The organism is Paenibacillus sp. sgz302164 (genome assembly GCF_056120505.1).
Genome location: NZ_JBVYOL010000040.1, coordinates 17,809 through 42,892 on the forward strand (window position 1 = coordinate 17,809; position 25,084 = coordinate 42,892).

At 52.6% G+C, this 25,084-nt stretch carries 25 protein-coding genes; 18 read left to right on the forward strand and 7 right to left on the reverse strand.

Features of this window, described 5'->3' with window-relative positions; translation table 11 throughout:
* Positions 1-114: 114 nt before the first annotated feature.
* A complete protein-coding gene (locus AC0LWT_RS36090) occupies positions 115-1,614 on the forward strand; it encodes a leucyl aminopeptidase (protein ID WP_474686650.1) in 1,500 nt (499 codons plus the stop codon).
* Positions 1,615-1,712: 98 nt separating this feature from the next.
* Here the strand turns inward: AC0LWT_RS36090 and AC0LWT_RS36095 are convergent, their stop codons facing one another.
* Positions 1,713-2,267 (reverse strand): hypothetical protein, encoded by a 555-nt coding sequence (locus tag AC0LWT_RS36095; protein ID WP_474686651.1) that lies wholly within the window; start codon positions 2,265-2,267, stop codon positions 1,713-1,715.
* Between the two features lie 145 nt (positions 2,268-2,412).
* Here AC0LWT_RS36095 and AC0LWT_RS36100 point away from each other — a divergent pair, with 145 nt between their 5' ends.
* Positions 2,413-3,699, forward strand: a complete 1,287-nt coding sequence (locus tag AC0LWT_RS36100) for an MFS transporter (RefSeq protein ID WP_474686652.1) — start codon at positions 2,413-2,415, stop codon at positions 3,697-3,699.
* Positions 3,696-4,619, forward strand: coding sequence for a Gfo/Idh/MocA family protein (locus AC0LWT_RS36105; RefSeq protein WP_474686653.1), 924 nt, complete (start codon positions 3,696-3,698; stop codon positions 4,617-4,619). Before AC0LWT_RS36100 ends, AC0LWT_RS36105 begins: the two co-directional genes overlap by 4 nt.
* Before the next feature lie 16 nt (positions 4,620-4,635).
* Here AC0LWT_RS36105 and AC0LWT_RS36110 read toward each other — a convergent pair whose 3' ends face one another.
* Positions 4,636-4,962 (reverse strand): YnfA family protein, encoded by a 327-nt coding sequence (locus AC0LWT_RS36110; RefSeq protein WP_474686654.1) that lies wholly within the window; start codon positions 4,960-4,962, stop codon positions 4,636-4,638.
* An 83-nt stretch (positions 4,963-5,045) separates the two neighbouring features.
* On the opposite strand from AC0LWT_RS36110, the gene AC0LWT_RS36115 reads away from it, so the two are divergent.
* The gene (locus AC0LWT_RS36115; RefSeq protein ID WP_474686655.1) at positions 5,046-6,020 is read left to right on the forward strand and encodes a helix-turn-helix transcriptional regulator; all 975 of its coding nucleotides are present in this window, start codon (positions 5,046-5,048) and stop codon (positions 6,018-6,020) included.
* Positions 6,021-6,056: 36 nt separating this feature from the next.
* A complete protein-coding gene (locus tag AC0LWT_RS36120) occupies positions 6,057-6,428 on the forward strand; it encodes a DinB family protein (RefSeq protein WP_474686656.1) in 372 nt (123 codons plus the stop codon).
* Positions 6,429-6,503: 75 nt separating this feature from the next.
* On the opposite strand, the gene AC0LWT_RS36125 is transcribed toward AC0LWT_RS36120, so the two are convergent.
* Positions 6,504-6,989, reverse strand: coding sequence for a hypothetical protein (locus AC0LWT_RS36125; RefSeq protein WP_474686657.1), 486 nt, complete (start codon positions 6,987-6,989; stop codon positions 6,504-6,506).
* A gap of 341 nt (positions 6,990-7,330) precedes the next feature.
* Here AC0LWT_RS36125 and AC0LWT_RS36130 point away from each other — a divergent pair, with 341 nt between their 5' ends.
* On the forward strand, positions 7,331-7,531 hold the full coding sequence (locus AC0LWT_RS36130; RefSeq protein WP_474686658.1) for a hypothetical protein: 201 nt from the start codon (positions 7,331-7,333) through the stop codon (positions 7,529-7,531).
* A 253-nt stretch (positions 7,532-7,784) separates the two neighbouring features.
* On the opposite strand, the gene AC0LWT_RS36135 is transcribed toward AC0LWT_RS36130, so the two are convergent.
* Together AC0LWT_RS36135 and AC0LWT_RS36140 are read right to left on the reverse strand one after the other, a co-directional pair.
* Positions 7,785-8,540 carry a response regulator transcription factor gene (locus tag AC0LWT_RS36135; protein WP_474686659.1) on the reverse strand — a complete coding sequence of 252 codons (756 nt, stop codon included), beginning with the start codon at positions 8,538-8,540 and terminating at the stop codon, positions 7,785-7,787.
* 26 nt (positions 8,541-8,566) lie between these two features.
* Entirely contained in the window at positions 8,567-10,390 is a 1,824-nt protein-coding gene (locus AC0LWT_RS36140) for a cache domain-containing sensor histidine kinase (protein ID WP_474686660.1), read from the reverse strand.
* 189 nt (positions 10,391-10,579) lie between these two features.
* On the opposite strand from AC0LWT_RS36140, the gene AC0LWT_RS36145 reads away from it, so the two are divergent.
* From AC0LWT_RS36145 to AC0LWT_RS36200, 12 genes are all read left to right on the forward strand, one after another.
* Entirely contained in the window at positions 10,580-11,455 is an 876-nt protein-coding gene (locus AC0LWT_RS36145) for a carbohydrate ABC transporter permease (RefSeq protein ID WP_474686661.1), read from the forward strand.
* Entirely contained in the window at positions 11,452-12,273 is an 822-nt protein-coding gene (locus AC0LWT_RS36150) for a carbohydrate ABC transporter permease (protein WP_474686662.1), read from the forward strand. The genes AC0LWT_RS36145 and AC0LWT_RS36150 overlap by 4 nt, the downstream gene beginning before the upstream one ends.
* A 28-nt stretch (positions 12,274-12,301) precedes the next feature.
* The gene (locus AC0LWT_RS36155) at positions 12,302-13,075 is read left to right on the forward strand and encodes an SDR family NAD(P)-dependent oxidoreductase (RefSeq protein ID WP_474686663.1); all 774 of its coding nucleotides are present in this window, start codon (positions 12,302-12,304) and stop codon (positions 13,073-13,075) included.
* 24 nt (positions 13,076-13,099) lie between these two features.
* A complete protein-coding gene (locus AC0LWT_RS36160) occupies positions 13,100-14,011 on the forward strand; it encodes a fumarylacetoacetate hydrolase family protein (RefSeq protein ID WP_474686664.1) in 912 nt (303 codons plus the stop codon).
* Between the two features lie 132 nt (positions 14,012-14,143).
* Positions 14,144-15,508, forward strand: a complete 1,365-nt coding sequence (locus tag AC0LWT_RS36165; RefSeq protein WP_474686665.1) for an ABC transporter substrate-binding protein — start codon at positions 14,144-14,146, stop codon at positions 15,506-15,508.
* 25 nt (positions 15,509-15,533) lie between these two features.
* Positions 15,534-15,860 (forward strand): L-rhamnose mutarotase, encoded by a 327-nt coding sequence (locus AC0LWT_RS36170; protein ID WP_474686666.1) that lies wholly within the window; start codon positions 15,534-15,536, stop codon positions 15,858-15,860.
* 10 nt (positions 15,861-15,870) lie between these two features.
* Positions 15,871-16,638 carry an SDR family NAD(P)-dependent oxidoreductase gene (locus tag AC0LWT_RS36175; RefSeq protein WP_474686667.1) on the forward strand — a complete coding sequence of 256 codons (768 nt, stop codon included), beginning with the start codon at positions 15,871-15,873 and terminating at the stop codon, positions 16,636-16,638.
* A gap of 18 nt (positions 16,639-16,656) precedes the next feature.
* On the forward strand, positions 16,657-17,733 hold the full coding sequence (locus tag AC0LWT_RS36180; protein ID WP_474686668.1) for an enolase C-terminal domain-like protein: 1,077 nt from the start codon (positions 16,657-16,659) through the stop codon (positions 17,731-17,733).
* 22 nt (positions 17,734-17,755) lie between these two features.
* Positions 17,756-19,018: a hypothetical protein gene (locus AC0LWT_RS36185; protein WP_474686669.1), complete on the forward strand. Its 1,263-nt coding sequence runs from the start codon at positions 17,756-17,758 to the stop codon at positions 19,016-19,018.
* 30 nt (positions 19,019-19,048) lie between these two features.
* The gene (locus AC0LWT_RS36190; RefSeq protein ID WP_474686670.1) at positions 19,049-19,843 is read left to right on the forward strand and encodes a sugar phosphate isomerase/epimerase family protein; all 795 of its coding nucleotides are present in this window, start codon (positions 19,049-19,051) and stop codon (positions 19,841-19,843) included.
* A gap of 49 nt (positions 19,844-19,892) precedes the next feature.
* The gene (locus tag AC0LWT_RS36195; protein WP_474686671.1) at positions 19,893-20,906 is read left to right on the forward strand and encodes a zinc-dependent alcohol dehydrogenase; all 1,014 of its coding nucleotides are present in this window, start codon (positions 19,893-19,895) and stop codon (positions 20,904-20,906) included.
* A gap of 20 nt (positions 20,907-20,926) precedes the next feature.
* A complete protein-coding gene (locus AC0LWT_RS36200) occupies positions 20,927-21,757 on the forward strand; it encodes an amidohydrolase family protein (protein WP_474686672.1) in 831 nt (276 codons plus the stop codon).
* A gap of 495 nt (positions 21,758-22,252) precedes the next feature.
* Here the strand turns inward: AC0LWT_RS36200 and gcvPB are convergent, their stop codons facing one another.
* Positions 22,253-23,710 (reverse strand): aminomethyl-transferring glycine dehydrogenase subunit GcvPB, encoded by a 1,458-nt coding sequence (gene gcvPB, locus AC0LWT_RS36205; protein ID WP_474686673.1) that lies wholly within the window; start codon positions 23,708-23,710, stop codon positions 22,253-22,255.
* The gene (gcvPA, locus tag AC0LWT_RS36210) at positions 23,707-25,062 is read right to left on the reverse strand and encodes an aminomethyl-transferring glycine dehydrogenase subunit GcvPA (protein ID WP_474686674.1); all 1,356 of its coding nucleotides are present in this window, start codon (positions 25,060-25,062) and stop codon (positions 23,707-23,709) included. The genes gcvPB and gcvPA overlap by 4 nt, the downstream gene beginning before the upstream one ends.
* Between the last annotated feature and the right edge of the window lie 22 nt (positions 25,063-25,084).

Here is a 25,084-nt window from a genome sequence, read left to right on the forward strand (position 1 = left end):
TGCAGCAGCGCCTGGACCCGTGTCCGTGAGCTTGGCTGCGGCGTATTTTTTTGCTTTTGCAAGGCGGAAAATGGTAGCATGGTTAACAACAAGCGATAAGGAGCAATGAAGCGTATGTTTGAAAAAACGATAAACATAACCGTGAACGCGTTTTCTTCGTTCACGCACGCGGATGCGGAGGCGGACGCCATCGTCGTCTGCCTGACGGAGGCGGAGCTGCGGCAGGACGCGATCCTCGGCCAGCCGCAGCTGGACAGCGCCCTTCGCCGCCTGTGCGAGAAGGGCATCTTCACCGGCGCCTCGGGCGAGCTTGAGGCGCTGCCCACGCACGGGCTGCTGCCGTACGCGTACGTGCTGGCTGCAGGGCTCGGCCCTGCAGCCACGCGTGATACGCTGCGCGCAGCCGCGGTCTTCGCAGCGCGCGAGGCGCTCGCGCTGCGGCTCGACCGCTTGGCGCTGAAGCTGCCAAGCGGCGTCGACGCGCGGTCAGCGGCAGGCGCGCTGACCGAAGGGCTGCTGCTCGGCGCGTACCGCATCCGAGCGTACCGGCACGGCCGGCCCGAGCGGGCGGAGATCCGCCGGGCCGTGCTGCTGACAGAAGCGGCTGCCGAGGCAGCGCTTCTGGAGGAGGCGATCCTCCGCGCCGAGGCGGTGGCGGAGGGCACGAACTATGCCCGGGATTTGACGAACCTCCCGGGCAACAAACTCATTCCGGCTTCCCTCGCAGAGGAAGCCGTCAAGCTCGCCCGGCACTACGGCTTCGCCGTAGAAGTGCTGGACGAGCACGACATCGCCGCCCGCGGGATGGGCGGCCTGAGCGCGGTCGGCGGCGGCAGCGTCCACCCGCCGCGCATGATCACCCTCCGCTATGAGGGTGATCCGGGGAACGCCGACGCGCTGGGCCTCGTCGGCAAGGGCGTCACCTTCGACACCGGCGGCGTGTCGATGAAAGAGCCCGAAGGCATGGAGGAAATGATCAGCGACATGGGCGGCGCAGCTACGCTGCTGGGCGCCATGCACATCGTCGGCAAGCTGAAGCCGAAGATCAATCTGATCGTCGTCATTCCGGCGGCGGAGAACGCGACTTCCGGCTCGGCCTATCGCCCGGGCGATATCCTCACTTTGCTGAGCGGTCATTCCGTGGAAGTGCTGAATACGGACGCGGAGGGGCGCATTATTTTGGCGGAGGGCGTCGCGTACGCCAAGCAGCTCGGCGCGAACCGGCTCATCGACGTCGCCACGCTGACTGGTGCGATATTGATCTGCCTGGCCGACGTGGCGACAGGGGCCGTGACGAACGATGACGAGTTCCTGCAACCGCTGCTGAAGGCTGCGGCGGAAGCCGGAGAAAAAGTATGGCAGCTGCCGAACTATCCGGAATACAGAGCGATGCTCAAAAGCGACGTCGCCGACATCAAAAATTCGACGTCCGCCGACCGTTGGGCGGGTGCGATTACAGGCGGGCTGTTTATCGGCTATTTTGCCGAAGAAACGCCATGGATTCATCTGGACACGGGCGGCACTGCCTGGCTGTGGTCGGAAAAAGGCATCGAACCCAAAGGCGGCACAGGCGTTATGGTGCGCACGCTCGCCGCTTACTTGTGCGGCATCTAGCGGCAAAAAAAGTCACCTCGCTTCGAGCCGGCTCCCATTCCCCGATAAGGGAATGAGGGCGGCGTCTGGCGTGGTGACTTTCGTTTTGCCGGCGGAGCTCAGGCTCCCAGCGATTGTCCGCGCGTCTTGGCGCTCTTGCCCGGCACGCCGAGCAGCTCTTGCAAGTCGGCCATGCGAATGACGAAGCGGTTGATTTCGCTCGTCGTGTAGGAAAGCTGGTAAGTGCGCTCGACGAGCTGTTTGAGCGAAATGCCGATCCAGTTTTTTTTCCGTGGATGCGGCTTGAGGTCATGTTTTAATACGGACATGGAGGCGGCATACGGGTCCGGCTGAGAAGAGCCGGCGACCTTAACGTCGTCCAGATTAAAGTAAAGCTTGCTGCGGTTCCACTGCACATATCCCGGTTCAAACAAAATAAAGAGCAGATCGGCGTCCGCCGTTTCGCTGCCGGGCTGCTTGATTAAGCGCACGGCATGGCCTTTGTCCGGCCTGATATATTGATTCGACTTGCTGTCCGGCAAAAAAGGGACGATCAGCAGCGGACAAACGCTGGCGATGTACAAATAATCAGTTGACTGAAAAACTAGAGAGAGTACAATAAAAATCAAAAAGAGCAGAACACTGGTGAAAAGTCCAAAGTTGTTCGGTTTCATAGATTTTCGATAATCCCGCCTGACGTGATAGATTCGTCTAACGCTAACAGAACTATTTTACCACAAGAGACTTGCAGATTGCAGCTTTAAAGATAGGCCGATAGGCACAAACCCCACAAGACGGCTACAAGAGGTGACAGCAGCTATGAATATTTGGAACAAATTGCGTAATCCCAGGAAAAAAATGTCGCCTAAACGAAAATACTTGACGATAGCAATCTTGGAAGGTTTTCCGGCCGTCGTTATTTTTCAGCTATTGGGAGGCCCTTTTCTGACCGGGTATTTGCTTTATCTGGGCGCTTCCTCCCAGGAAATCGGGTTCGTGCTGGCGATAACGACGGTCGTGAATGTCGTTCAGATTTTAATGGCGGTCGTGATGCAAAAAATTCATAACCGCAAAGCGATGCTGCTCGTCTTCGGCTCGCTGCACCGCCTTCTGTGGCCTGCCGTCGGTCTGATTCCCTTTCTTTTCCCCAAGGATTTGTGGGTGGTCATGTATATCGTGCTGTACACTTCGGCCCACGTCTGCAATGCCGCGGGAACCGTCGTCTGGACGTCCCTGATCAGCGATGCGGTGCCGTCTGCGGTGCGCGGAAGGTATTTCGGCATCCGCAATACGGTGCTCGGGGCGATGAGCAGCTTGGCCTTGTTCGTCGGAGGCCAGGTGCTTGACCGGTTTCCGGGCGGCGAAGGCTTCCAGTATTTGTTCATCATCAGCGGGGTATGCGCGCTTTTGAATATTTTGGCGTATTGCTTTTACCCGAATCCGCCCTTCGAGCCGTCTGTGGAGGCCAATCCGCTCGGGATGATCGGCAAGCCGCTCAAGGACCGCGGTTTTGTGCGGGCGATTGCCTTCCTGTCGGTCTGGCTGTTCGTGCAGGGCGTGACTGTGCCGTTTTTTTCATATGTAATGCTCAAGCTGATGAACATCAGTTATGAAGAAGTTTCGCTCATTACGGTCGTCCATACGCTTGTTATGATGGGAAGCTACTATGTCTGGGGCAACTTGAACGTCCGCTACAGCGCACAGCGCCTGCTTTTGTGGTCGCTGCCGATTATCGCCGCGGCTTGCCTGCTTTGGGGCGGGCTGGCCGTACTGCCGCCGCTTGTCGTGCTGTATGCGGTTCATATTGTGCTCGGCATCGGCCTGGGCGGCTTCAACCAGATGGTATTCGCATTTACGATCGGTGATACGCCCAAAAGGGAAAGGCCGATGTACGTGGCCGCATATTCCGCTATAACCGGATTTGCCGCATTTCTGGGCCCGATTTTCGGGGGCAAAGTGTACGAATGGATCGCTGAAATGCCGATGTGGGTTCAGGTATACGGCGTGTCCGTGCTGGCCGGCGCTTTGCTGCTTGTTTTCGGCTTGACGGTAGGCCGTCTTGTGCTTGGGAACGAATCATGGAAGAGGAGAGAGTATACACAATGAGACGTAAAAGAATCGGTCTGATCGGTCTTGGAGACATTGCGCAAAAAGTGTACCTGCCTTTGCTGTCGGAAAGCGAGCAGGTGGAAATCGCCGGCATTATGAGCGCTACGCCGGCTACTGTGGAGCGAATGAAGGCGAAGTACCGCATTCCTTTCGGAACGGACAAGCTTGACGAACTGCTTGGACTCGGTCTTGACGCCGTATTTGTCCACAGCCCGACTCCGACGCATTTTGATATCGCGATGCGCTGCATCGATGCGGGAGTAGCCGTATACGTCGACAAGCCGCTGTCCTACAAATGGGAGCAGTCTGTAGAAATGGCTTCCTATGCGGAGCGCAAAGGCGTCCTGCTGGCGGTGGGCTTTAACCGCCGGTTTGCCCCGCTCTATGCGGAGGCCCGGCAATGGCTGGCGGAAACGGGCGGGTTCGATTGGTGCTCGGCCGCCAAGCACCGCATCAAGCAGCAGACGAACAGCGCCAAGGAAACGCTGTACGACGATCTCATTCATATGCTGGACCTGCTGCTGTGGCTGGGCGACGGCCCGTATGAACTGAATACGTACAATCAGCAGGTGGATGGAGAAGGCAGGCTGCTTCACGCTTCGGGAAGCTTGTCCTTCGGCACGGCGACAGGGACGTACAGCATGGTCCGGCTGGCCGGTGCCGACTTGGAAAAAGTCGAGCTGCACGGCAGCGGACGGTCTGCGGAAGTGACGAATCTGGAATCCGCCATCCTGTACGAAAAGGGGGCCCCGCCGCGCATCCGTACGTTCGGCAGCTGGGATTCGGTGCTGGAGCGCCGCGGCTTTGCCGGAATCGTCGGGCATTTTGTGGCCGCCCTGGACGATCCGCAAGCCTGCTCCATCCGCGCCGATCTTGTGCTCGGTTCGCATGAGCTGGTGGAACGGATATCGCTATAAAACGGCGCCGGCTTGTTTACCCTCTGGGCGCCCACAGCATGACCGAAACGCCGACAAGGCATATCCCGGCCCCGATCCAGTCGTAGAGGTCAGGCATTTTTTTATCGACCCACCAGCCCCACAGAACCGCCAGCACGACAAAAATGCCGCCATAAGCCGCATATACGCGCCCGAAAGACGGGAAGCTCTGCAAAGTCGGGATAATGCCGTAAAGGATCAATATGACTCCTCCAAGGATGCCGTACCCGTAAGGCTTGGACTCCCGGAGCCACAGCCAGATGAGGTAACCCCCGCCGATTTCGGCGAGACCTGCGACAATAAATAACAAGAGGGCGGAAACCATTTTGCAAGCAGCTCCTTTTTGCTTTTCATTGTAGCTTGATTCGGAATAACAGGCAATCCTGTCGGAAAAGGAGCATACGCCCGATGTCCAAGGCCGATTATATGCTGTCGATTTTGTGGATGTTAAAATCAGGCAAACGGGTCACCGCCAAGCAGCTGGCGGACAAGCTCGAGATCAACGTTCGCACCGTTTACCGCTATATTGACGCATTGTGCGCCAGCGGGGTTCCGATCATATCGGATTCCGGCCATCATGGCGGCTACAGCTTGTCGGGGCCGTTCGCCGATTCCCCGCTCGTTTTTGACCTGGAAGAGCAAAAAGCGCTGACCCATGCCGCGCAATTCGCCCAGGAAGCCGGGTACCCGTTTGGCGAGCAGTTGGAGAGGGCCATTGCGAAATTAAAGCTGTACACGAACCAGGAACAGCAGCACGCAATCCGCCGCCACGAGCTGGGCTTCGATGTGATCAGCCCGCAAGCGGATGCGTCCGAGGTTTCCATGCTGAGAGACCTGGAAGGCGCCGCAGCCGACAGCCGCAGCCTTGTTTTGGACTATCAAAAAGGATACGGGAGCACGACCCAAAAGCGCGAACTGAACCCCTACGGCCTCGTCAACTGGAAAAACAAATGGTACGTCGTCGGCCAGTGCCGGCTCCGCGGTGAAATCCGCAGCTTTCGCGTCGACCGCATCCGCAGCTTGAGCTTGACCGGCGAACGCTTTGAGCGCCCGGCGGAATTTTCGGCCAGACAGTTCTTTCTGTCCAACCTGCTGCCGCCATCGGATCGGCCGGAAGAGCTCATGCAGCTAGTGATTCAGGGCAAGGAGCAGGCCATCGACGATTTGTGCGGACATTGGTATCTGGGAGCCGCCATCGTCAAGCGTACCCGGACAGAGGCATATTTTATGATTGAAACCAGGGCGATGGACGGGCATCTTCCGTATCTTCTGCTTAGTTATGGAGGGACGATCCGGGTTATGGAGCCCGACAGTCTCAAAAAAGCGCTGGTCGAAGTCACCGGCAGCCTTCTTGATTTTTACCGGGCCCGTTATCTTGACTGACTGCAGTTGTCAGTGAAGACTGGCTATGATGTAAATATGAAAATCTACCGAACGGATTCCGTCTGGCTGGCCGGAATGAAAGGCTGCAGCTACGAGCAGGTCGTAGCGCTGCTTGAAGGAGTCAGCGAAAGAACGAGCGGCAAAACGCTGGAAGAACTCGACGCCACATACGATGTACTGGCTGCGGAGTATAAAGATTTTTTGGCAAACGAGGCAGATTTGCTGGCGGTCAAGGAGTTCCCGCATCCGACGTACGGCGTGCTCCGCGCCAGCATCGACGAACTCATCCACCATATCGTCAACCACGGGACGTACCACCGCGGCAACATTTCGTCGATGCTCCGCCAAGCGGGACACGCCGGGGCTTCGAGCGATTTTGTGTTTTATTTGTACGAGGTAAATAAGTAGAAAACACCGCTTCGGACCTGCCTCTCTGCTCAAGAGGGCCGGCCCGGGGCGGTGTTTTTCCCAAATCAACTCATTTTAGTTAACTGATAATTGATAGTAGTTTGGACTAACAGTATTTTGAGACGTATAAATATGTATTTTGTACTTGGTGTTGGGCTGAGGATGAATTTGAACCTGCGATATGGAATTGTTATCAACAAGCCATTCCTTAGAAACAAAACCGCCCCATTCATCAGTGATTCCCCAATTGTACGCCTGTCCGCCAGCCGGCATGACTAGTGTTATTGTTGCAGTTATTCCTGGGAAATAAATAGAAGAAGGGAATTCGAGAGAGTACCAATCATGGTCGGTTGGGCTGCTTAATGTACCCAATTTGGTGAAGGTGTAAGGATTTGTAGTACCTGTCACGTCTCCTGCAAGAAACGGTTCCGGAGTGCTAAAACTGTTATTCTGGTCGTTTAATTTTTCATAAATAATACTGTTTGCAGCAAGTGCGGAGTTTGTACCGAATGCCAGCATGGAAACTGTTGCTAATGCTACTGTGATGGTTTTTAGATTCACGGCGTAGAATCCTCCTAAATAAATATAATATATGGTATTAATTAACAAGTAAAATATTACCACAAAAATTGTAAATTTCATCATACAAATTGACTAGAATAGAAAATCAGGAAAATATACCTATTAATATATAATATTTTCATAGATTGTTTATTTTAAGGATTTATTGAGGCTTTGTTGTTATTGTAAAAAACACTTGATATTTAAGTCTTTTCCTCAAAAACAACTTTGAGATTGTAAGTTTAAACGATGGGGGCAGGGAATACCGCTCCAAAATGCCTATGGACTTGTCTGTTGAGGAAGTTTGCGGCGGTAGGAGAATCAAAAGGGGAGCCTAATGTTTGGCGAAGCCGCTCTTTCTTAGCGCGCGCTTCTCCCTTGCAGGTTGCAGCCTTCTCAGCAAAGGGGGATTAGGTGAATCGATAGAGAGAAAACCTGCGAAAGTGCAGGTTTTTCCTCCGCAACTGGCTTATTTTGGCGAAAAGCCTGCAAAAGTGCAGGAATTTTCGCTGAAAGTGAACTTGAGCCCATGTTCCCGCTGAAAAGCCTGTACAATTGCAGGAATTCTTCAAGGCCAGCGATCAAGGACGCAAATTCATGTAATTTTGCAGGTTTTCTTCGTGCTGCCAGGCAGATTGTGGTTATCGCCACTGACACAGGGGTTTTTCAACAGCCTGATGAGTAGAGTATCCTTACTTGCTTGCTTGTCTATGCCATAACAATCGGGGCTTTCCCATCGATGTAGTTCGATGCGGGAAAGCCCCGTACGTTTGACGGCGCTGCCGGCCAAGACGCTTACTGAAGCCGAAATTCACTAGGCGTAACTCCGGCAACCTGTTTGAAAATTCGGCTGAAATAATACGGATTCGGATAACCGACCCGTTCCCCGATCTCTTTGACAGACAGTTCTTTTTGGTTTTTCAATAAGTGCCGCGCTTCATTGATGCGAAGCGTTATCAAATATTTGGAAGGCGGCTCGCCTGTATGCTTGATAAATAACTTCGTCAGATAGGAAGCATTAAAATTAAATTGCTTGGAAATTTGCTCTAATGTCAGTTCTTGCCGGTAGTTATTTTTGATAAAGAGCTGAATCATGTCAACGATCTGTTCGGGAGAGTAAGTGCGGTTCTCCGGGATGGAGAGTTTATGAACCTTGGCTTGGTTCCTCTCTTTATCCAACTGCATTTTGATTCTGCCCAACGCTTGCTCCAGTTCAGTCTGTTTAACGGGCTTTAACAAGTAGTCTGCAGTCTCGTACCGGAGCGCCTGTCTGGCGTACTCGAATTCGTCATAGCCGCTCAATACGATTTTTTTAACGTGGGGAAAGAGCAGAGACGTTTGTTTTAAAAGCTCTAACCCGTTCATGACCGGCATTTGAATATCGGTGATCAGCAGGTCAGGGCTTGAATCTTCCAGCAAATGCAGGGCTGCCGCCCCATCCTGTGCGGTACCGCATACTTCGAATATAGGATCGATCTGCTGCACCTTTTTTACGAGATTATGCAAAATTAGCTGCTCATCCTCCGCTATAACGACTCTAATGGTACCCATGAATTGCATACACCTCCTTACATCCTTTATAGATTTCCGCCTATGGTAACTTGAGCGCCGCCTTCAGGCAGATTGGCGATCTCAAATACCATTTGCGGTCCGTAGCTCATTTTTAAACGAATATATATGTTCATGAGACCCATTCCATCGAGCTGCAGATTCGGAACTAGCCCCGTTTGCTCAATATGGCTTACTTTTGCGTTCACTTCCTCAAGAACCTCCGATGAAAACCCCGGACCCTTATCCCTTACGCTGACTATCCACCTGGAAGAATCCGCATAGCCTTGTATGTGTATATGCCAGGGCGGGGACAATTTTGTGCTGTATTTTAATGCATTTTCTACAAGAGGCTGGATGATCAGTTTGGGGACATGGATATCCCGCAGCTTGTCATCTATCTCGAATTCGTAGTGCAGACTGCCTCCATAGCGATATTTTATACATTGAAGATATTTTTCGGTATAGGATAGTTCGGTATCCATTGCAACCAGATTGGAATCGTCGGAAGAAATGTAACGAAGCATGTCGGACAAGTTTTCAATCATGCCCACAATTTGTTCGTTCATATGCTCTTCTGCCATAACGCTAATGGTAGCCAGCGTATTATAGAGAAAGTGCGGGTTCATCTGGGATTGCAGCGCCAGCATTCGGGCCTGCAGCTCTTGAGATTGAGATAACAGTACCTGGTCCATAGACAGTTTCAGCCGCTCGCTCATTTTAATAAACGCAAGCTTCAAACGATCCAGTTCGTTAAACCCGCTGTTCAGCTGCAATTGGGAGTTGGAAGATATCGTTTCGAGATTGGTAGACTTGATGGCTGCATGCATGGAAGCAATCGGCTTCGTGATTCTCCTGGCCGCCAGATAAGACAGGAAAATGGCCAATGTCAGAATAATTAAGCTCAGCAGCAAAAAAGCTCTTGTAAACGCTGTCAAAGGTGCTAAAAGTTTTTTTTCGGAAATGATGACGGCTGTATTCCAACCCGTGTAGTCGGAATGATTCAGCGTGTACAATTCCCGGTTTTTTGTTTGCGGATTCATGATGTAGCCGTCGGATATATCTGAATGGCTCAGAAAATGACGAATATACTCGTTTAAATTCTGACTGTTCGCGTGAATCGGATAAATTAAATTTCCCTGATCGTCGTAAACGATCAATTTCTCGCTCCCGTCCGTTTGTGCGATCTGATTGCTTACCGATTTAAACGCATTGCTTACGGATTGTTTGACCTCGGCTATTCCTTCCGGCGTATTGTACTTGTCGAAGAAAACCCTTAATAACGAAATGGAGCTGGCGTCATCCTGGGAAGAAAGAAATTGAGCTAATTCTTCATCCTTTTCCGGAATGGTGATCACTTTTCCTTTTTCATTTTTCAGCACTTCCTGATACCACGGTTTATCTGCCAGACGAATAACGGATTTGCGGTTATCGTAGCCGGAACCGAACATATTGCCGTCGAAATCGTACAAATAAATTTGCTGCGCCGGAAAAGCAGGGCCGTTGGCTGCGACGAGTATTTCGGTCAAATCCTTTGAATTAGTAATAGCGTCACCGGCATTGTAAGACGGCTTTCCCAACTCTTTAGAATCTTGGGTGAACTGGAGGAACCGTTCCTTGACCAGATTGGAATACAAAATATTGAGAGAAACCGTATCCATCTTCTGTATTTCCGCATTCAGCTTTTCGTTCACCGTGGCGGACGTGCTGGCAATTGAATCTTTGGCTTTATTCTTGAGCCAGTAGGAGGACCAGGAGTAAAAGGCAATGAACGAAATGGTCAATACGATAACGATGATCATCGAGTAGGTCAGAAACAGAATGGATCGGATGGATTTCTGCCTGAAATTCATAATCGCACCTCCCATCTTATTTTGCGGTTTGTGTCGACTATTGTCAAAATATTTAGGCAGGTAAAATATGTGCAAACGAATAGCTTGATTTGTGCATGGTTTAGGGAAACATATAAAACTATAATGAAAGCGTAATCATCGATGAGGACAATGAAGGCTAGAGAAATAAAACGAGTGGAGCTGTCAGCTATGAATAAACATATGTACCCTTTCTATTTCACGTTGGGAGCGTTTCTGCTGTATGTGCTGCTTTTCGTATTGCCCGGTTTCATGGGAATCATGTATTCGTTTACGGATTGGAACAGCTATACTTCCGATATTAACTATGCGGGGCTGGAAAACTTCAAAACCATTTTTTCTGCGGATGAAAATTACTTGTTCTACGTGAAAAATACGCTGATCTTTACGGTATCGACCATTTTGCTGAAAACGGCAATCGGTCTTGCGCTTGCTTTGATGCTGAATCACGGGATCCGTATGAAAAATTTCCATCGAGTCGTTATGTTTATGCCGGCTGTTGTGCCCATGCTGATTGTAGGGCTTATTTTCAAATCGGTGCTTCATCCGGACAATGGCCTGCTGAATGAACTTTTGCGGTCAACAGGGTTTGGCTTTCTGGCAAAGCACTGGCTGACGGATATACATCTGGCATTTAAGTCCATTATCGGAGTGGATGTCTGGAAAGGTTCCGGGTATATCATGGTCATTTTGCTGGCGGGTTTGCAAACGATTCCAAGCATGTATTATGAAGCGGCTTCCATCGATGGCGCAAGCTATTGGCATAAGTTCAGACATATTACGATCCCGCTTCTTATGCCTGCGATTACGATCACTACCGTATTGAATCTGCTCTATGGAATGAAAGTTTTCGATACCGTTTACGTGCTCACCAATGGCGGCCCGGGATATGCAACGGAGGTGCTGTTCACAGGGGTATTCAAAGAATTCTCGATGGGGCGTTATGCGGTGGGCACCGCCTTATCGACCTTGATCTTTTTGGTAATGGTTGTCATCGGATACTTCGCCATTAAGCTGATGAACAGAGAGGAGGAAGCGGCAAAATGAAGGTCAGCTGGTTGCAAAATGTTTTGAAAAATGCGGCAGCTTGGATATTAAGCCTGGTTACGATGGCACCGCTAGTCGTCATTCTCGTCAATTCGCTCAAAGACAAGGTACAGGCAAGCTCGATGGGCTTGGAACTGCCGAACAGCCTGCACTTCGAAAACTTTTTGGTAGTGTTCGAGAAGGGCAAGCTGGGACAATCGCTTTGGAACAGTTTGCTCTATTCCGGAGTTTCAACCGTTCTGTGCATTGTTTTGTCCGCGATGGCCGCGTATGTGTACGCCAGGAACAAAACCGGATTGAATCGCTTTTGCTATTTGTTCGTCATTTTGGGGATCGCCATGCCCTTGAATTATTTTACACTAACCAAAGTGATGCAGATGACTCACTTAATCAACACGCAAATCGGTATCATTATCCTCTATGCGGTCGTGCAGATTCCATTCACCGTATTTATCTTGTATGGCTTTGTCGGAAGTGTCCCCAAGGAGTTGGATGAATCGGGCATCATCGATGGCTGCAGCCCTGCAAGACTGTTCTATTCCATCATTTTCCCTCTGCTTAAGCCTGCGGTGGTGACTGCATTCATCTTGGCGTTTCTCAATTCCTGGAACGAATTTTTGCTTCCGCTTTATTTTTTAAATACAGCCGTACAATGGCCGATGACGCTGTCGGTATACAATTTTTTTGGGCAATACCAGATGGAGTGGAACTTGGTGTGTGCGGATATCGTGATGACAAGTCTGCCTGTTATTATCGTCTACTTGATCGGACAGCGTTATATTATTGCAGGAATGACGGCCGGTTCCGTAAAAGGCTAGTCTATTATCCGTTTTGAGGAGGGTTGTTATGCGTCTATCCAACAAAATTGTATTGATCACAGGGGCCGGCTCCGGGATCGGGAAAAGTTCGGCGCTTCTTTTCGCGCAAGAAGGCGCGACATTAATTGTTAACGATATTGACGCAGTAAAAGGCGAGGAGACTGTCCGGGAACTTAGGGCGCTCGGGAGCGAGGCTGTTTTTATTCAGGCGGATGTTACAAGCCCGGGCTCCGTAAGAGCGATGGCGGAACAGGCTGTGACGGCATTTGGCAGGATTGATGTCTTGTTTAATAATGCGGGAATCAGCGGTGTGGGAGCGCTCCATGAAGTGGAGCCCGATGCTTGGGAGCGGGTGATGAATGTCAACATCATGGGCGTGTACTTGCCGTGCAAATATGTGCTTCCCTATATGATGGAGCGCCGTGCCGGGAGCATTATTAACATGTCCTCGTGCGTTGCAGAAATCGGTCTCGCCCGCAGAGCCTCTTATGCGGCAACCAAAGGGGCTGTTTTGGCTTTGACGAAATCGATGCAAGTGGATTATGCAGCGTATCAAATCAGAGTAAATGCGCTGTTACCGGGAACTATTATGACTCCGTTTGTGGAAAATTACTTGAAAACGGCTTACGACAACCCGGAAGTATCCATACAAAACATTAAAAAGCGGCAGCTCAGCGGGGAATTGGGACGGCCTGAGGATGTGGCCCAAGCCGCGCTGTTCCTGGCTTCAGACGAATCCAAATTTATGATGGGTTCTCCGCTTTATATTGACGGTGGCGTCGTATTCGGTAAAAATGCGTAAACAAAAAAACAGGAGGTCAGTGAAATGAGATTGGCTGCATTTCTAGAAAATGGAGAGTACCGATTAGGGGTGAAAATCGAACAGGGGGTTGTGGACGTTTGCGCAGCTTTAAGACGATTTCCCGCTGAAGCGGATTGCGCAGTGCCTCAAACGATGAAGCAATTGATAGGTGGGGGAGTTCAGGCAATAGATGCTTTGCGGAGTTATGTCGAACAGTTGAATCCCGCTGCGGCAGCGTCGGACGCTCCCTGCCTGTATCAAGAGGCGGCACTTGAGTGGGGAACCTGTTTGCCGGAGCCGGGTAAAATCATTTGCGTAGGGCTGAACTACCGCAAGCATGCGGAGGAGACGAATGCCCCTATTCCAGAGTATCCGATACTTTTTAACAAATTCAACAATGCGCTGGCCGCTTGCGGGGAGGACGTTCCCCTGCCCCGTACATCCGTAAAGGTTGATTATGAGGCTGAACTTGGCATCGTTATTGGCAAAAGAGCCAAATATGTGAACAAGGAGGAAGCACTGGACTACGTCTTTGGCTATTGCAATGTAAACGATGTGTCGGCAAGAGACCTGCAGATGAGAACACCGCAGTGGCTGCTTGGGAAGTCATGCGATAAATTTGCTCCGGCAGGACCGTATCTCGTTACGGCGGATGAAATCGGAGATCCGAATCAGTTGGAAATCAAATGTCTGGTGAATGGGGAAGTAAGGCAGCGATCGAACACATCGGATATGATTTTCCGCTGCGATGAAATTGTGAGCTATATTTCACAGCATATGACGCTCGAGCCGGGCGATCTTATTTTGACGGGGACGCCGGAAGGTGTCGTGCTCGGTTATCCGCCGGAGAAGCAGGTCTATCTCCAGGATGGGGATATTGTCAGCGTAGAAATTGAAAAGCTGGGAACGTTAACAAACAAATTTGTTGCCGAGTAAAAAAAGGATAAACAACAAAACGGATTTGTGCATTTTTAAAATAAATGACACAAGTTACAATGAAAGCGCAAACAAATCAATGAATTTTGCCATCAATTTCACAAAGACTATCAAAAAAAGGGGAAATTCGGCATGAAAAAAACGCTCGCGATTTTGGCATCAATCAGTGTGCTGGCAGGCCTTGTGGCCGGCTGCGGATCAACAAGCGGCACAACGGAAACGCCCGCTGCTGCAGGCACAGCTTCAAGCGGCTCGTCTTCCACCAAGACGGACAACAAGTCCAAAGAAAAAATCACGCTAACCTATATGGCGAGCCAAGACTGGATCAAGGATTCCGAAATGCAGCTGGCCAAAAAGTTCGAGACGGAAACAGGCATCCATATTGATTACCAGATCGTGCCCGCGGATCAGTATCAAAACCTTTTGAAAACGAAATTGAATGCCAAGGAAGCCCCGGATATTTTCGGCGGGCAGGACGGCCAATTCGACTTGGGCCCGAGTTATGATGTCGAGAAAAATGCGGTGGACTTAAGCGGCGAAGAATGGGTGAACCGGGAAGACAAGTTATTCCTGCAGCAGGCTACTTGGAAAAGCAAGGTGTATGCGCTGACGATTTGGGACCCGAGCTATGATTTTTATGTGGTGTACAACAAGAAAATCTTTGAAAAGCTGGGGCTGAACGTGCCCAAAACCTATGATGAATTCAAAGCGGTCTGCCAAAAAATTAAGGATTCCGGCATAACGCCGATTTATGAACCGGTCGCTGACGGCTGGCATCACGTGCTCTGGTTCCCGGAAATCGGACCGAAGTACGAGGAAGCCAACCCGGGGTTAACGGAAAAATTAAACAGCAACAAAGAGCAATTCGCCAATGTAGCGATCATGGAAAAGGCGCTGACCCAGTTTAACGAACTGGCCCAATCGGGCTATATGGGCGAAAGCTATTTGTCCAATACGTTTACAGATACGGAGAAAAATATGGCCGGCGGAAAGTTCGCTATGACCGTTCACAATCTCGGATTAGCTTCTACGATTGAAAAAGCATTTCCGGATGTAAAAGCGAGCACCTTCGGTTTCTTTCCGATCCCGCTTGTCGACAATCAAATCATGAACGTTGCTCCTGCGGCGCCAAGCAAATTTATTTATTCAGGCTCGAAGCATATCGATGCCGCCAAGCAATACTTCCAATATTTGACTAAGCAGGAAAACTTGCAATTTTTCCTGGACAATGAGCCTCGCTTCCTGGCCATAAACTTTTCGGGCATTAAGGATAGATTTACACCTGAAGAGAAAGAGTTCTTTGACACATACGGCAAAAAGCAAGGAACCGTTTTCCAGACGGCTGTCAAATATGTGAATCCGCAGTGGATGGATATGGGCAAAGATATGAGTGCGATGCTGACGGGAAAAATGACGCCCAACGAAATATTGAAAAATATTGATAAAAGAAGAAGCGCACAAGCCAAAGCGGCGAAAGATTCGGCTTGGGGGCAATAAAAGGGGTACGAAAGAGAGTCGAACGATGAAGAACGGAGTCTGGGTTGCTTCTTTAGAAGAAGAACAAATAAGCGAGTATGAGCGGTTGCACCTGCGGATTCCGGATGCGATTCGCAGGCAGCTCGCGGATAAAGGTTATACCCGTCTGGATATAACCCGCTGCGGTTTGACCTTGGTGATGGTATGGGAAATCGACGAGTCACTGATAATTGCGGAGCGGCAGATCGATGAGCATGCGGAAAGTGATTGGGATTTTGTAACAGGTGCCTGCTTTGCCGAAAGCTGGCAGGCCGCCCCTGTCATCTTTAGTCTCCAGGAGCAGTTTGACAAATGGGGGAGTCCCCGCAAGTGAGGCGAAAGCAATGAACATCCATTTATCTGGAAAAATAGCTGTAATTACCGGATCTACGAGCGGTATCGGCAAAGCGGTGGCCGAGACGTTGGCGCTGCAGGGTGTGAAGGTCGTTGTACACGGAAGGGATGCCGAACGCGGGGAGCGGATGGTTGCCGATATATGCAAGCATGGCGGGGAAGCGATGTTTTTGCAAGCGGATTTGCTTGATCCGCAAGCTCCCGCGCAAATGGTTAGCCGCATTGTCCGTGAATGGGGACGCATCGACTTTGTTATTAATAATGCGGCGCTTGTGTGCAACAAAACGATGGAAGAAATAAGGAACGAAGACTGGAACGATTTGCTTGCCGTTAATTTGAAGGCACCGTTCCTCCTGATTCAGGCTGCGCTTCCATGGCTTAAAGAGAACAAGGGGGCGGTGGTTAATGTAAGTTCCGTGAACGGTATCCGCAACAAGCCGAACAATTTGATTTACGATACGATCAAAGCCGCCTTGAATCATATGACCCAAGGCTTGGCTCTGGATCTCCGGGAAGCGGGAGTCCGTTGTAACGTCCTGATGCCGGGGGGTGTGGCAACGCCACTGATCAATTCATGGTTTCGTCAGTTTACAGAAAATCCCGAGGAAGCGGAAAGACTGGCTGAGCAGGAGAAAACGCGACCGTTCATGGGGACGCCGCAGCAAATTGCAGATGCCGTATTGTACTTGTGCAGCGGGCAGTCGTCCTGGATTAACGGCGCGGTCATCCCGATCGATGGCGGTTTTCATATCGGGTAAAAGGGAGAAGCAAACCATATGAAAATTACAGATGTAAGAGCGTATGCGATCAAAAACAACATAGATATCCCTTTCCGTTGGCGAAAGGGATTGCCTCAAGGGTCTCATTTGAACGAGACCGGCATTCTCCGGATTATAACCGATGAAGGAATCGAAGGCGTTGCGGTAGCGCAGCGCGGACTAATGACCGTAGACTACGCGCAGCGCAGGTTGAAGGATTTGTTAATCGGGCGTGATCCGCTGCTGAAGGAGCAGCTCTGGCACGAGATTTGGGAGCTGGATCGTGCCGAGGAGTTTCAGATTTATTACATGGGCTTGGCCGATGTCGCTCTATGGGACATTACGGCGAAGAAAGCCGGCATGCCGCTGTATCAGCTGCTGGGCGGCTCCCGGGATCGCGTTCAGGCCTATGCCTCCACGGTTACCTATGCAACTACAGACGAATTTCTGCGAGTTGCGGATCATTGTTTGGAGCAGGGCTACAAGGCGATTAAGCTTCATGCCTGGGGGGACGCCAAAGCGGATGCGAAGCTTTGCCAAGCGCTGCGAAAGCATGTTGGCGACGATATCATCCTGATGTATGACGGCTCGGCCGGCTTCGATTTGCAAGAGTCCATTTATCTAGGTAAGGCGCTGGAACAGGCGGATTATTATTGGTATGAGGAACCGATGCGCGAGTTCAGCATCTGGAATTATAAAAAGCTATGCGACGAACTGACGATTCCCGTGCTGGCGGCTGAGACTTCGGACGGCTGCCATTACAATGCGGCAGATTTCATCGTTCACGGCGCTTGCGACCGAATTCGCACAGGAACTGTGCTGAAAGGCGGCATTACGGGTTCGCTGAGAATCGCGCATCTGGCGGATAGTTTCAATATGAAAGCGGAGATTCACGGCGGGGACCAGGCGAACGTTCAGCTTGCCTGCGGAATAGCGAACAATACGTTTTTTGAGGTGCTGGTTTGGGGGACCGGACCGATTGGTTTCGGTTATGAAGTCGAGCCGGACGGTTTCATTACTGCGCCGAAGGAACCGGGAATCGGCTACAAATTTGACTGGGAAGAAATTGAGAAGAAAGCTTACGCCAAAGTATAAGCCAAGAGCGGGAGGCACCGATATGAAATCTGCAATCAAATTTACAGGCATTCAAAACCCTTACGAACTCGGGAAATACGGGGTTGCGGAAAACGCGAAGAAGCTGCTTAGATATGCCTATATCCATCAGGAACTGATGTTCGCACAATGCGCGCAGCTGCCCTCTTTGCAGGACTGGGAGCTGAAGCAGGGAATCAGCCGCCATCTCTACGAGGACGCGGAAGCGGCGACGGCGCTCCGCGAGCGGATCGTCGAAATGAGAACGTCGGCCGCTTTGTTGGGCAAAGCGCCCGACCCGTTTGTGCAGCTTTTTTTCGAAGAGCTGATCCATGCGAAGTCGGATTTGGAGCTGGCGACGGTGCTGTACGGTTTTGTGAAACCCAAGTTGCTGGACATGTATCGGAAGCATGTGAAGGAAACTCAGCAGATCGTCGATCAACCGACGATTCGCATGTTCAGACAGATCATTGCGGACCTGGAGGAGCAAGTCGTATGGGGAGCAGACATTCTGGAGCATTTGCTTAGCAAGGAGACAGCGGATAGGGACGTGCAGGGTTTTGTCGATTTCCTCATGCAGCTGGAGCAGCTTGGAGGAGGCTTTGACGCGGAAGGCGAGAAATCCAAAGCATACCCGGACAAACAAAGATCCGGCAAGCCGTATACGATGGTAACGAACATTGTTCGCGATTCGACTATGGGACCGACTGTGAACCAACGCGCAAGCATGGGCATCGCTTTTGAGAACCCGGACGAACAACTGCTGGTGGATATGATGCGGGTGCGGCAGGAAGAGATGGTTGCCTGCGAATTGATTGCAAGCGTCATTTATTTGCAAAAAAATATGCCGTGGGAATTTTACCGCGATTTAGCGCGCCATCTGTGGGATGAAGCCAGACATTGCATGTTCGGTCAAGCCGCTCTGGAAGCGGAAAATCACGATTGGCGGAGCCGTCCGCAATTTGCCGGCGATTACGATTTGATCGTGCCGAAGATGGTGGAAATGCGCTATGCATGGCTATCCATCGGAATTGAGGATGCGCAAATGAAGCGTCCGGGCAAAGTGGCGGAATTTGAATTCTGCAAAAATACGGCGAAGCACCCGTTGATGGCGCAGTTCCAGGATTACGATTGGGCTGACGAAGTCAATCATGCGGCTTTCGGCCGGAAATGGACACCGGAGATGTTCGATGAGGATTTGGAGACGATTCGCGATATTACGGTGGGCCCCGTTAAGGAATATTTTACGCAAACCGGGTTGTCCTTAAAACAGATCGTGTTCAAGTGAGGATGCGTGCCGAAAGTCTGGGGGTATACAGTGGAACTGAAACTGTATAAATCATTGTGGGGAATGACGGGAAGTGTGGAGCAAATGTTCGAGAAAATCGCGGCAGGGGGATATACGGGAGTGGAATCCCCGTTATTTATGATAAGTAACCCTGCGCGGTTTCAGCAACTGCTGGCCGAATACAAGTTCGATTTTATCGCACAAATTTTTTCTTCGGAACCGCATAGCGATTCGTTTCGCGAGGAAGTAGGGCGGGCCGCTCAATACGGCCCGATTCTTATCAATGCGCAATCGGCTAAAGATTCTATGCCATGGGAACAGCAGCGCCGTTTTTTTGAAAATGCCCTGGCGGTAGAGCAAGAGGCAGGGATTGCCATTGCGCATGAGACGCATCGCGGCCGCGCCATGTTCACGCCATGGCATACAGCCAAGCTTCTAGAGGCCTATCCGGAGCTGAGAATTACGGCCGACATCAGCCATTGGCTGTGCGTTTGCGAATCCTGGCTGGAGGACCAGCAGGAGGCGCTGCGGCTTGCCGCCGAGCGGACGATCCATCTGCATGGGCGCGTAGGTTATCCGCAAGGGCCGCAGGTTCCTCATCCCGGCGCGCCCGAATATGCCAAGGAGCTGCAAATTCACCGCAGCTTCTGGGAGCAGGTGCACCGCTGTCATCGGCTTCGCGGGAGCAAGTCTTTGACCTGCACGCCGGAATTCGGCCCTCCGGGTTACATGCACACACTGCCGTTTAGCGGACAGCCGGTGACCGATTTATGGGAAGTATGCCAATGGATGGTGGATTGGTTTAGGGAAACCTTTGAAGCGTAACAGACTTTGACTGCTTTGATACGATGAACGAGAAAAGAGGAGTATCGCGATGAAGGCTGTCTATTATGAAGGGAACCGTTCACTGCGCGTCGATGAATCAGAAGCAGTGCCGCCGAAAGCCGGAGAAGTGCAGATTCGTGTGTCCTACGCGGGCATTTGCGGAACGGACCTGCACATTTATCTTGGACATATGGATCAGCGCGTCGCCTTTCCGCAAATTATGGGGCATGAAATGTCCGGAGTGGTGGAAAAGGTCGGTGAAGGCGTCGAGCATGTAGCTGTCGGAGACAGGGTGACGGTGCTGCCGCTGCATCCGTGCGGCGAATGCCCCGCTTGTTTGGCGGGTCACAGCCATATTTGCCACAAGCTGAATTTTTTGGGCATCGAGACTCCGGGAGCGTTCCAGACGTACTGGACCGTGCCGTCCTTTACCGTGCTGCCGCTGCCCTCCGAGCTGCCCTTGGAGCATGCCGCGCTGATCGAGCCGCTTGCAGTGGCTTGTCATGATGTGCGTATCGGCGAGGTCAAGCAGGGCGAATACGCCGTTGTGATTGGAGGCGGGCCTATCGGCGCTTTGATTGCGATGGTAGCGCGGGAAGCAGGAGCGAACGTGCTCGTCTCTGAAATTAATCCGTTCCGGTTGGAACTGCTGGCTAAGCTCGGATTTGAGACGATCAATCCGCTGGAACGGGACATCGCCGAGTATGTGACGGAGCGAACGGGAGGGGCGGGCTGCGATGTTGTCTTTGAAGTGACCTCCTCTCAGGCCGGCGCCGCGGCGATGACGAAGCTTCCGCGTACGAGAGGCCGCATTGTAGTCGTTGGTATTTTCAGCAAACCGCCGCAGGTCGATCTGCACCGTTTCTTCTGGAGAGAACTGAAGCTGAACGGAGCGAGGGTTTATGAGAAGGAAGATTTCGAGCAAGCAATTGGTCTGGCTGCTCAGGGCGTCTTGCCGATCCAGTCCTTGATCACTGAAGTGCTGCCGCTGGAAATGCTGGAATCAGGGCTTGCGCTTATGAATAGCGGAGGCTGTGCAATGAAGATTTTGCTGCGCTGTTAAGGGCAGAAGGGAACGACAACATGCGAATTGACGCTCATCAACACTTTTGGACGATCGAGAATCGGTACAGCTGGCTTTCGGAGGATGACGGGCTGTTATACCGCAACTTCGAGCCGCCGGAATTGAAGCCTCTGCTAGACGAGGCGGGCATCGACAAGACTATACTTGTACAGTCGGGAGATTATGAGTGGGATACCGCATACATGCTGGAACAAGCAGGTGCAGCGGACTGGATCGCCGGTATCGTTGGCTGGGTTCCGCTTGATCAGCCGGATGAAGCGGGCAGGAGGCTGGAAGCATACAAGAAAAACCCTTTATTCAAAGGAGTCCGCCATTTGATTCACAACGAAACGGACCCGGATTGGGTGATTCGGGATCGGGTTATTGAAGGGTTGAAAGTGCTGTCATCTTTTGATCTGACCTTCGATGTGGTTGCCGTGTTTCCGAATCACTTGAAGCATGTGCCTACACTGGCGGAGAAAGTCCCGGACTTACGCATCGCGATCGATCATTTGGCGAAGCCGCCCATTCTCTCCGGGATCATGGAGCCATGGGCTTCCCAGCTCCGGCCCGCAGCGCAATACCCGCGAGTGTACGCCAAAATATCGGGCCTGAACACGGCTTGCGACTGGGGGAACTGGAGCTCTGCCGACATTCGGCCTTATGTGGATGCTGCGGTTGCAACTTTTGGCGCAAGCAGGTTGATGTTTGGAAGCGATTGGCCGATCGCCAATCTGGCGGGTGGTTACAAAAAGGTATGGGAGGAAACGCTGCAAACGCTGAAACGATACTCCAAGGCGGAGCAGGATGCCATATTGGGAGGTACGGCTGCACACTTTTACAGCATCTAGCGGTTCGAGGCAAACGAAAAAACGGTTCTTTCGCCAATGATGCGAAGAACCGTTTTTTTTGCAGGTTTTCTTTGCGCAGAATGCTAAATCTTTTGCTGCGCGCGCCACACCCGGCATGAGCTGTGGACTCGCTTAAAAGGGAGAAAAGATGCGAAAGTGCAGGTTTTTCTTATGGCAATGGAACATTTTGGCATAAAACCTGCGATTGTGCAGGAATTTTCGCAACAAAGGAACCTGAATTCATATTCCCGGCGAAAAACCTGTACAATTGCAGGAATGTTTCGCTGCTGGCATATCAACAGGCAAAAATGCTGTACTTTTGCAGGCTTTCTTAGCGCCACTAAGCTAGACCGGCTCCGTCACGGGGGTTCTGGGCAGCCTGATTTCGCAGTATTTTTTCCAGGCCCTGCCAAGCCGATCCGCCTGATGTTCCTGCCGTGCAGCCTCGCAACTCGCCTGGAGAGTATGCATTAGGGTTAAATCAAGCGCCCAGGCCTATCCGCAGCTGCAGTTCAGCACCGGCTTGCGCGCGGCAAGCGCTTCGTCCAGGCGGCTGACGATCGTCGTGTACGGCGCGTTTTTGACAAGTTCCGGATTTTCCTCCGCTTCCTTGGCGATCGTGATCATCGCGTCGATGAATTGATCGAGCGTTTCTTTGCTTTCCGTCTCCGTCGGCTCGATCATGATGCATTCCTCGACATTAAGCGGAAAATAGATGGTCGGCGGATGGTAGCCGAAATCAAGCAGCCGTTTGGCCATATCGAGCGTGCGGACGCCGAACTTTTTTTGGCGGTTGCCGGACAGGACGAACTCATGCTTGCAAAAGCGCGGGTGCGGCACATCGAAGTGCGGAGCAAGTCTGGCCAGCATATAGTTGGCGTTCAGCACGGCGTATTCGGACACTTTGCGCAAGCCCTCGGGACCGAGCGTACGGATGTAGGTATAGGCGCGGACGAGGATGCCGAAGTTGCCGTAGTAGCCTTTTACGCGGCCGATGGATTGCGGGTAATGATGGTCGAAATAAAAGCTGCCGTCTTCGCGCTTCGCGACGAGCGGCGTCGGGAGGAAGGGGATCAGCTTTTCCTTGACGCCGACCGGACCTGCGCCGGGGCCGCCGCCGCCGTGCGGGGTGCTCATCGTTTTGTGCAGGTTGAGGTGCACGACGTCGAAGCCCATATCGCCGGGACGCGTAATGCCCATAATCGCGTTGGCGTTTGCGCCGTCATAGTACAGCAGCCCTCCTGCGGCATGAACGATTTCGGCGATTTCGACGATCTGCTCCTCGAACAGGCCGAGCGTGTTCGGGTTGGTCAGCATCAATGCGGCAGTGTCCGGACCGACTGCACGGCGCAGCTCGTCGAGGTTCACCAGGCCGCGTTCGTTCGATTTGATCGTCACCGTTTCGAAACCCGCTACGGTAGCGCTGGCGGGATTCGTGCCGTGCGCGGAGTCCGGGCAAATGACTTTCGTCCGGCGCTCGCCGCGGGATTCATGATAAGCGCGGATCATCATGAGGCCGGTCCATTCGCCGTGAGCTCCGGCGGCGGGCTGCAGCGTCACCCGGTCCATGCCCGTGACCGCTTCGAGATCGCGCTGCAAGTTGTAGAGCAGCTCCATTGCGCCTTGCAGCGATTCCTCCGGCTGGTAAGGATGGATTTTGGCGAAGCCGGGAAAGCGGGCGACGTCTTCGTTGATTTTCGGGTTATATTTCATCGTGCAGGAACCGAGCGGATAAAAGCCGTTGTCGATGCCGAAATTGCGGCGCGACAGTGCGGTATAGTGGCGGATGACGTCCACTTCGTATACTTCCGGCAGCTCTGCGGGGCTCCGGCGCTGAAATTGCCGCGGAAGCAGGGTGTCGAGGTCGGCTTCCGGCACGTCGCATTCCGGCAAGGCGTAGGCGACGCGGCCCGGGTGGCTCATTTCAAAGATCAGCGATTTCAGATCGTTCATGCAAGCTCCTCCAATACTGCGGCGAAGTTGTCGATATCTTCGCGCGTTCTTTGCTCCGTGACGGCGATCAGCATATGGCCGGCAAGCTCGGGGTAGTCGCGTCCGAGATCGTAGCCGCCGATGATCTGATGCTGCAAGAGCTTGGCGTTCAGCTCCTGCACGTTCGCGCCGTCAGGCAGTTTGACGGCGAATTCGTTGAAAAAGCTGCCGCCGAAGGGCAGCTTTAGCTTGCCTGACGCGGTGAGGCGGTTCGCCGCGTAGTGGGCTTTTTGGACGTTCAGCTTGCCGACGTCCCGGATGCCCTGCTTGCCCATCGCGGACAAGTACACGGATGCGCAAAGCGCGAGCAGCGCCTGGTTGGAGCAGATGTTCGACGTCGCTTTCTCGCGCCGGATGTGCTGCTCCCGCGCCTGCAGCGTCAGCACGAACCCGCGCTTGCCGGCGCGGTCTACGGTTTGCCCGACGATGCGCCCGGGCATGCGGCGCATCCAGCTTTCGGCGACGGCGAAGTAGCCGCATGTCGGCCCGCCGAGCGAAGCGGCGATGCCCAGCGGCTGGCAGTCGCCGACGACGATGTCGGCGCCGAGCTTGCCCGGCGCCTCAAGCAGCCCGAGCGTGAGCGGATTCGCGCTCACGACGAGCAGTGCGCCCGCGCCGTGCGCGAGCGGCTCCACTGCCGCGATATCCTCCAAACAGCCGAAAAAATTCGGCGATTGGAGGATGACCGCGGCGGTGTCGCCGCCCAGCCTGGAAGCGAGGTCGTGCAGATCGGTCACGCCTTCGGGCGTGCAGCCGATCTCGACCACTTCCAGGCTCAGCCCGCGGGCGGAGGCGGCAACAATCGCGCGCGCCTCCGGGTGCACCGCACGCGAGATGAGCAGACGGCTGCGCTTCGTCGCGCCGCTCGCCAGGGCGCCGGCTTCGGCCAGCGCCGTCGCGCCGTCGTACATCGAAGCGTTCGCTACGGCCATGCCGGTCAGCTCGCAGATGTACGATTGAAACTCGAAAATCGCCTGCAGCTCGCCCTGGCTGATTTCCGGCTGATAAGGCGTGTACGCCGTGTAGAACTCCGAGCGCGAAATAACGTGATTGATCACCACCGGAAGATGGTGATCGTAGATGCCTGCGCCAAGGAAGCTGGCGTAGCGGTCGAAGTCCGCGTTGCGGCCCGCCAGGGAGCGCATGTAGCGCAGCAGGCTTTGCTCGTCGAGCGCGGCGGAGACGTTCAGCTCTCCTTTGTAGCGAACCTGCTGCGGAATATCTTGAAACAGCTCGTCGATGGACGAGATGCCGATCGTCTCCAGCATTTCCTTTTGATCCTGCTCGGTAACCGGTAAGTAACGATGCTTCATAACAGCTTGCAGCTCCTCTCTC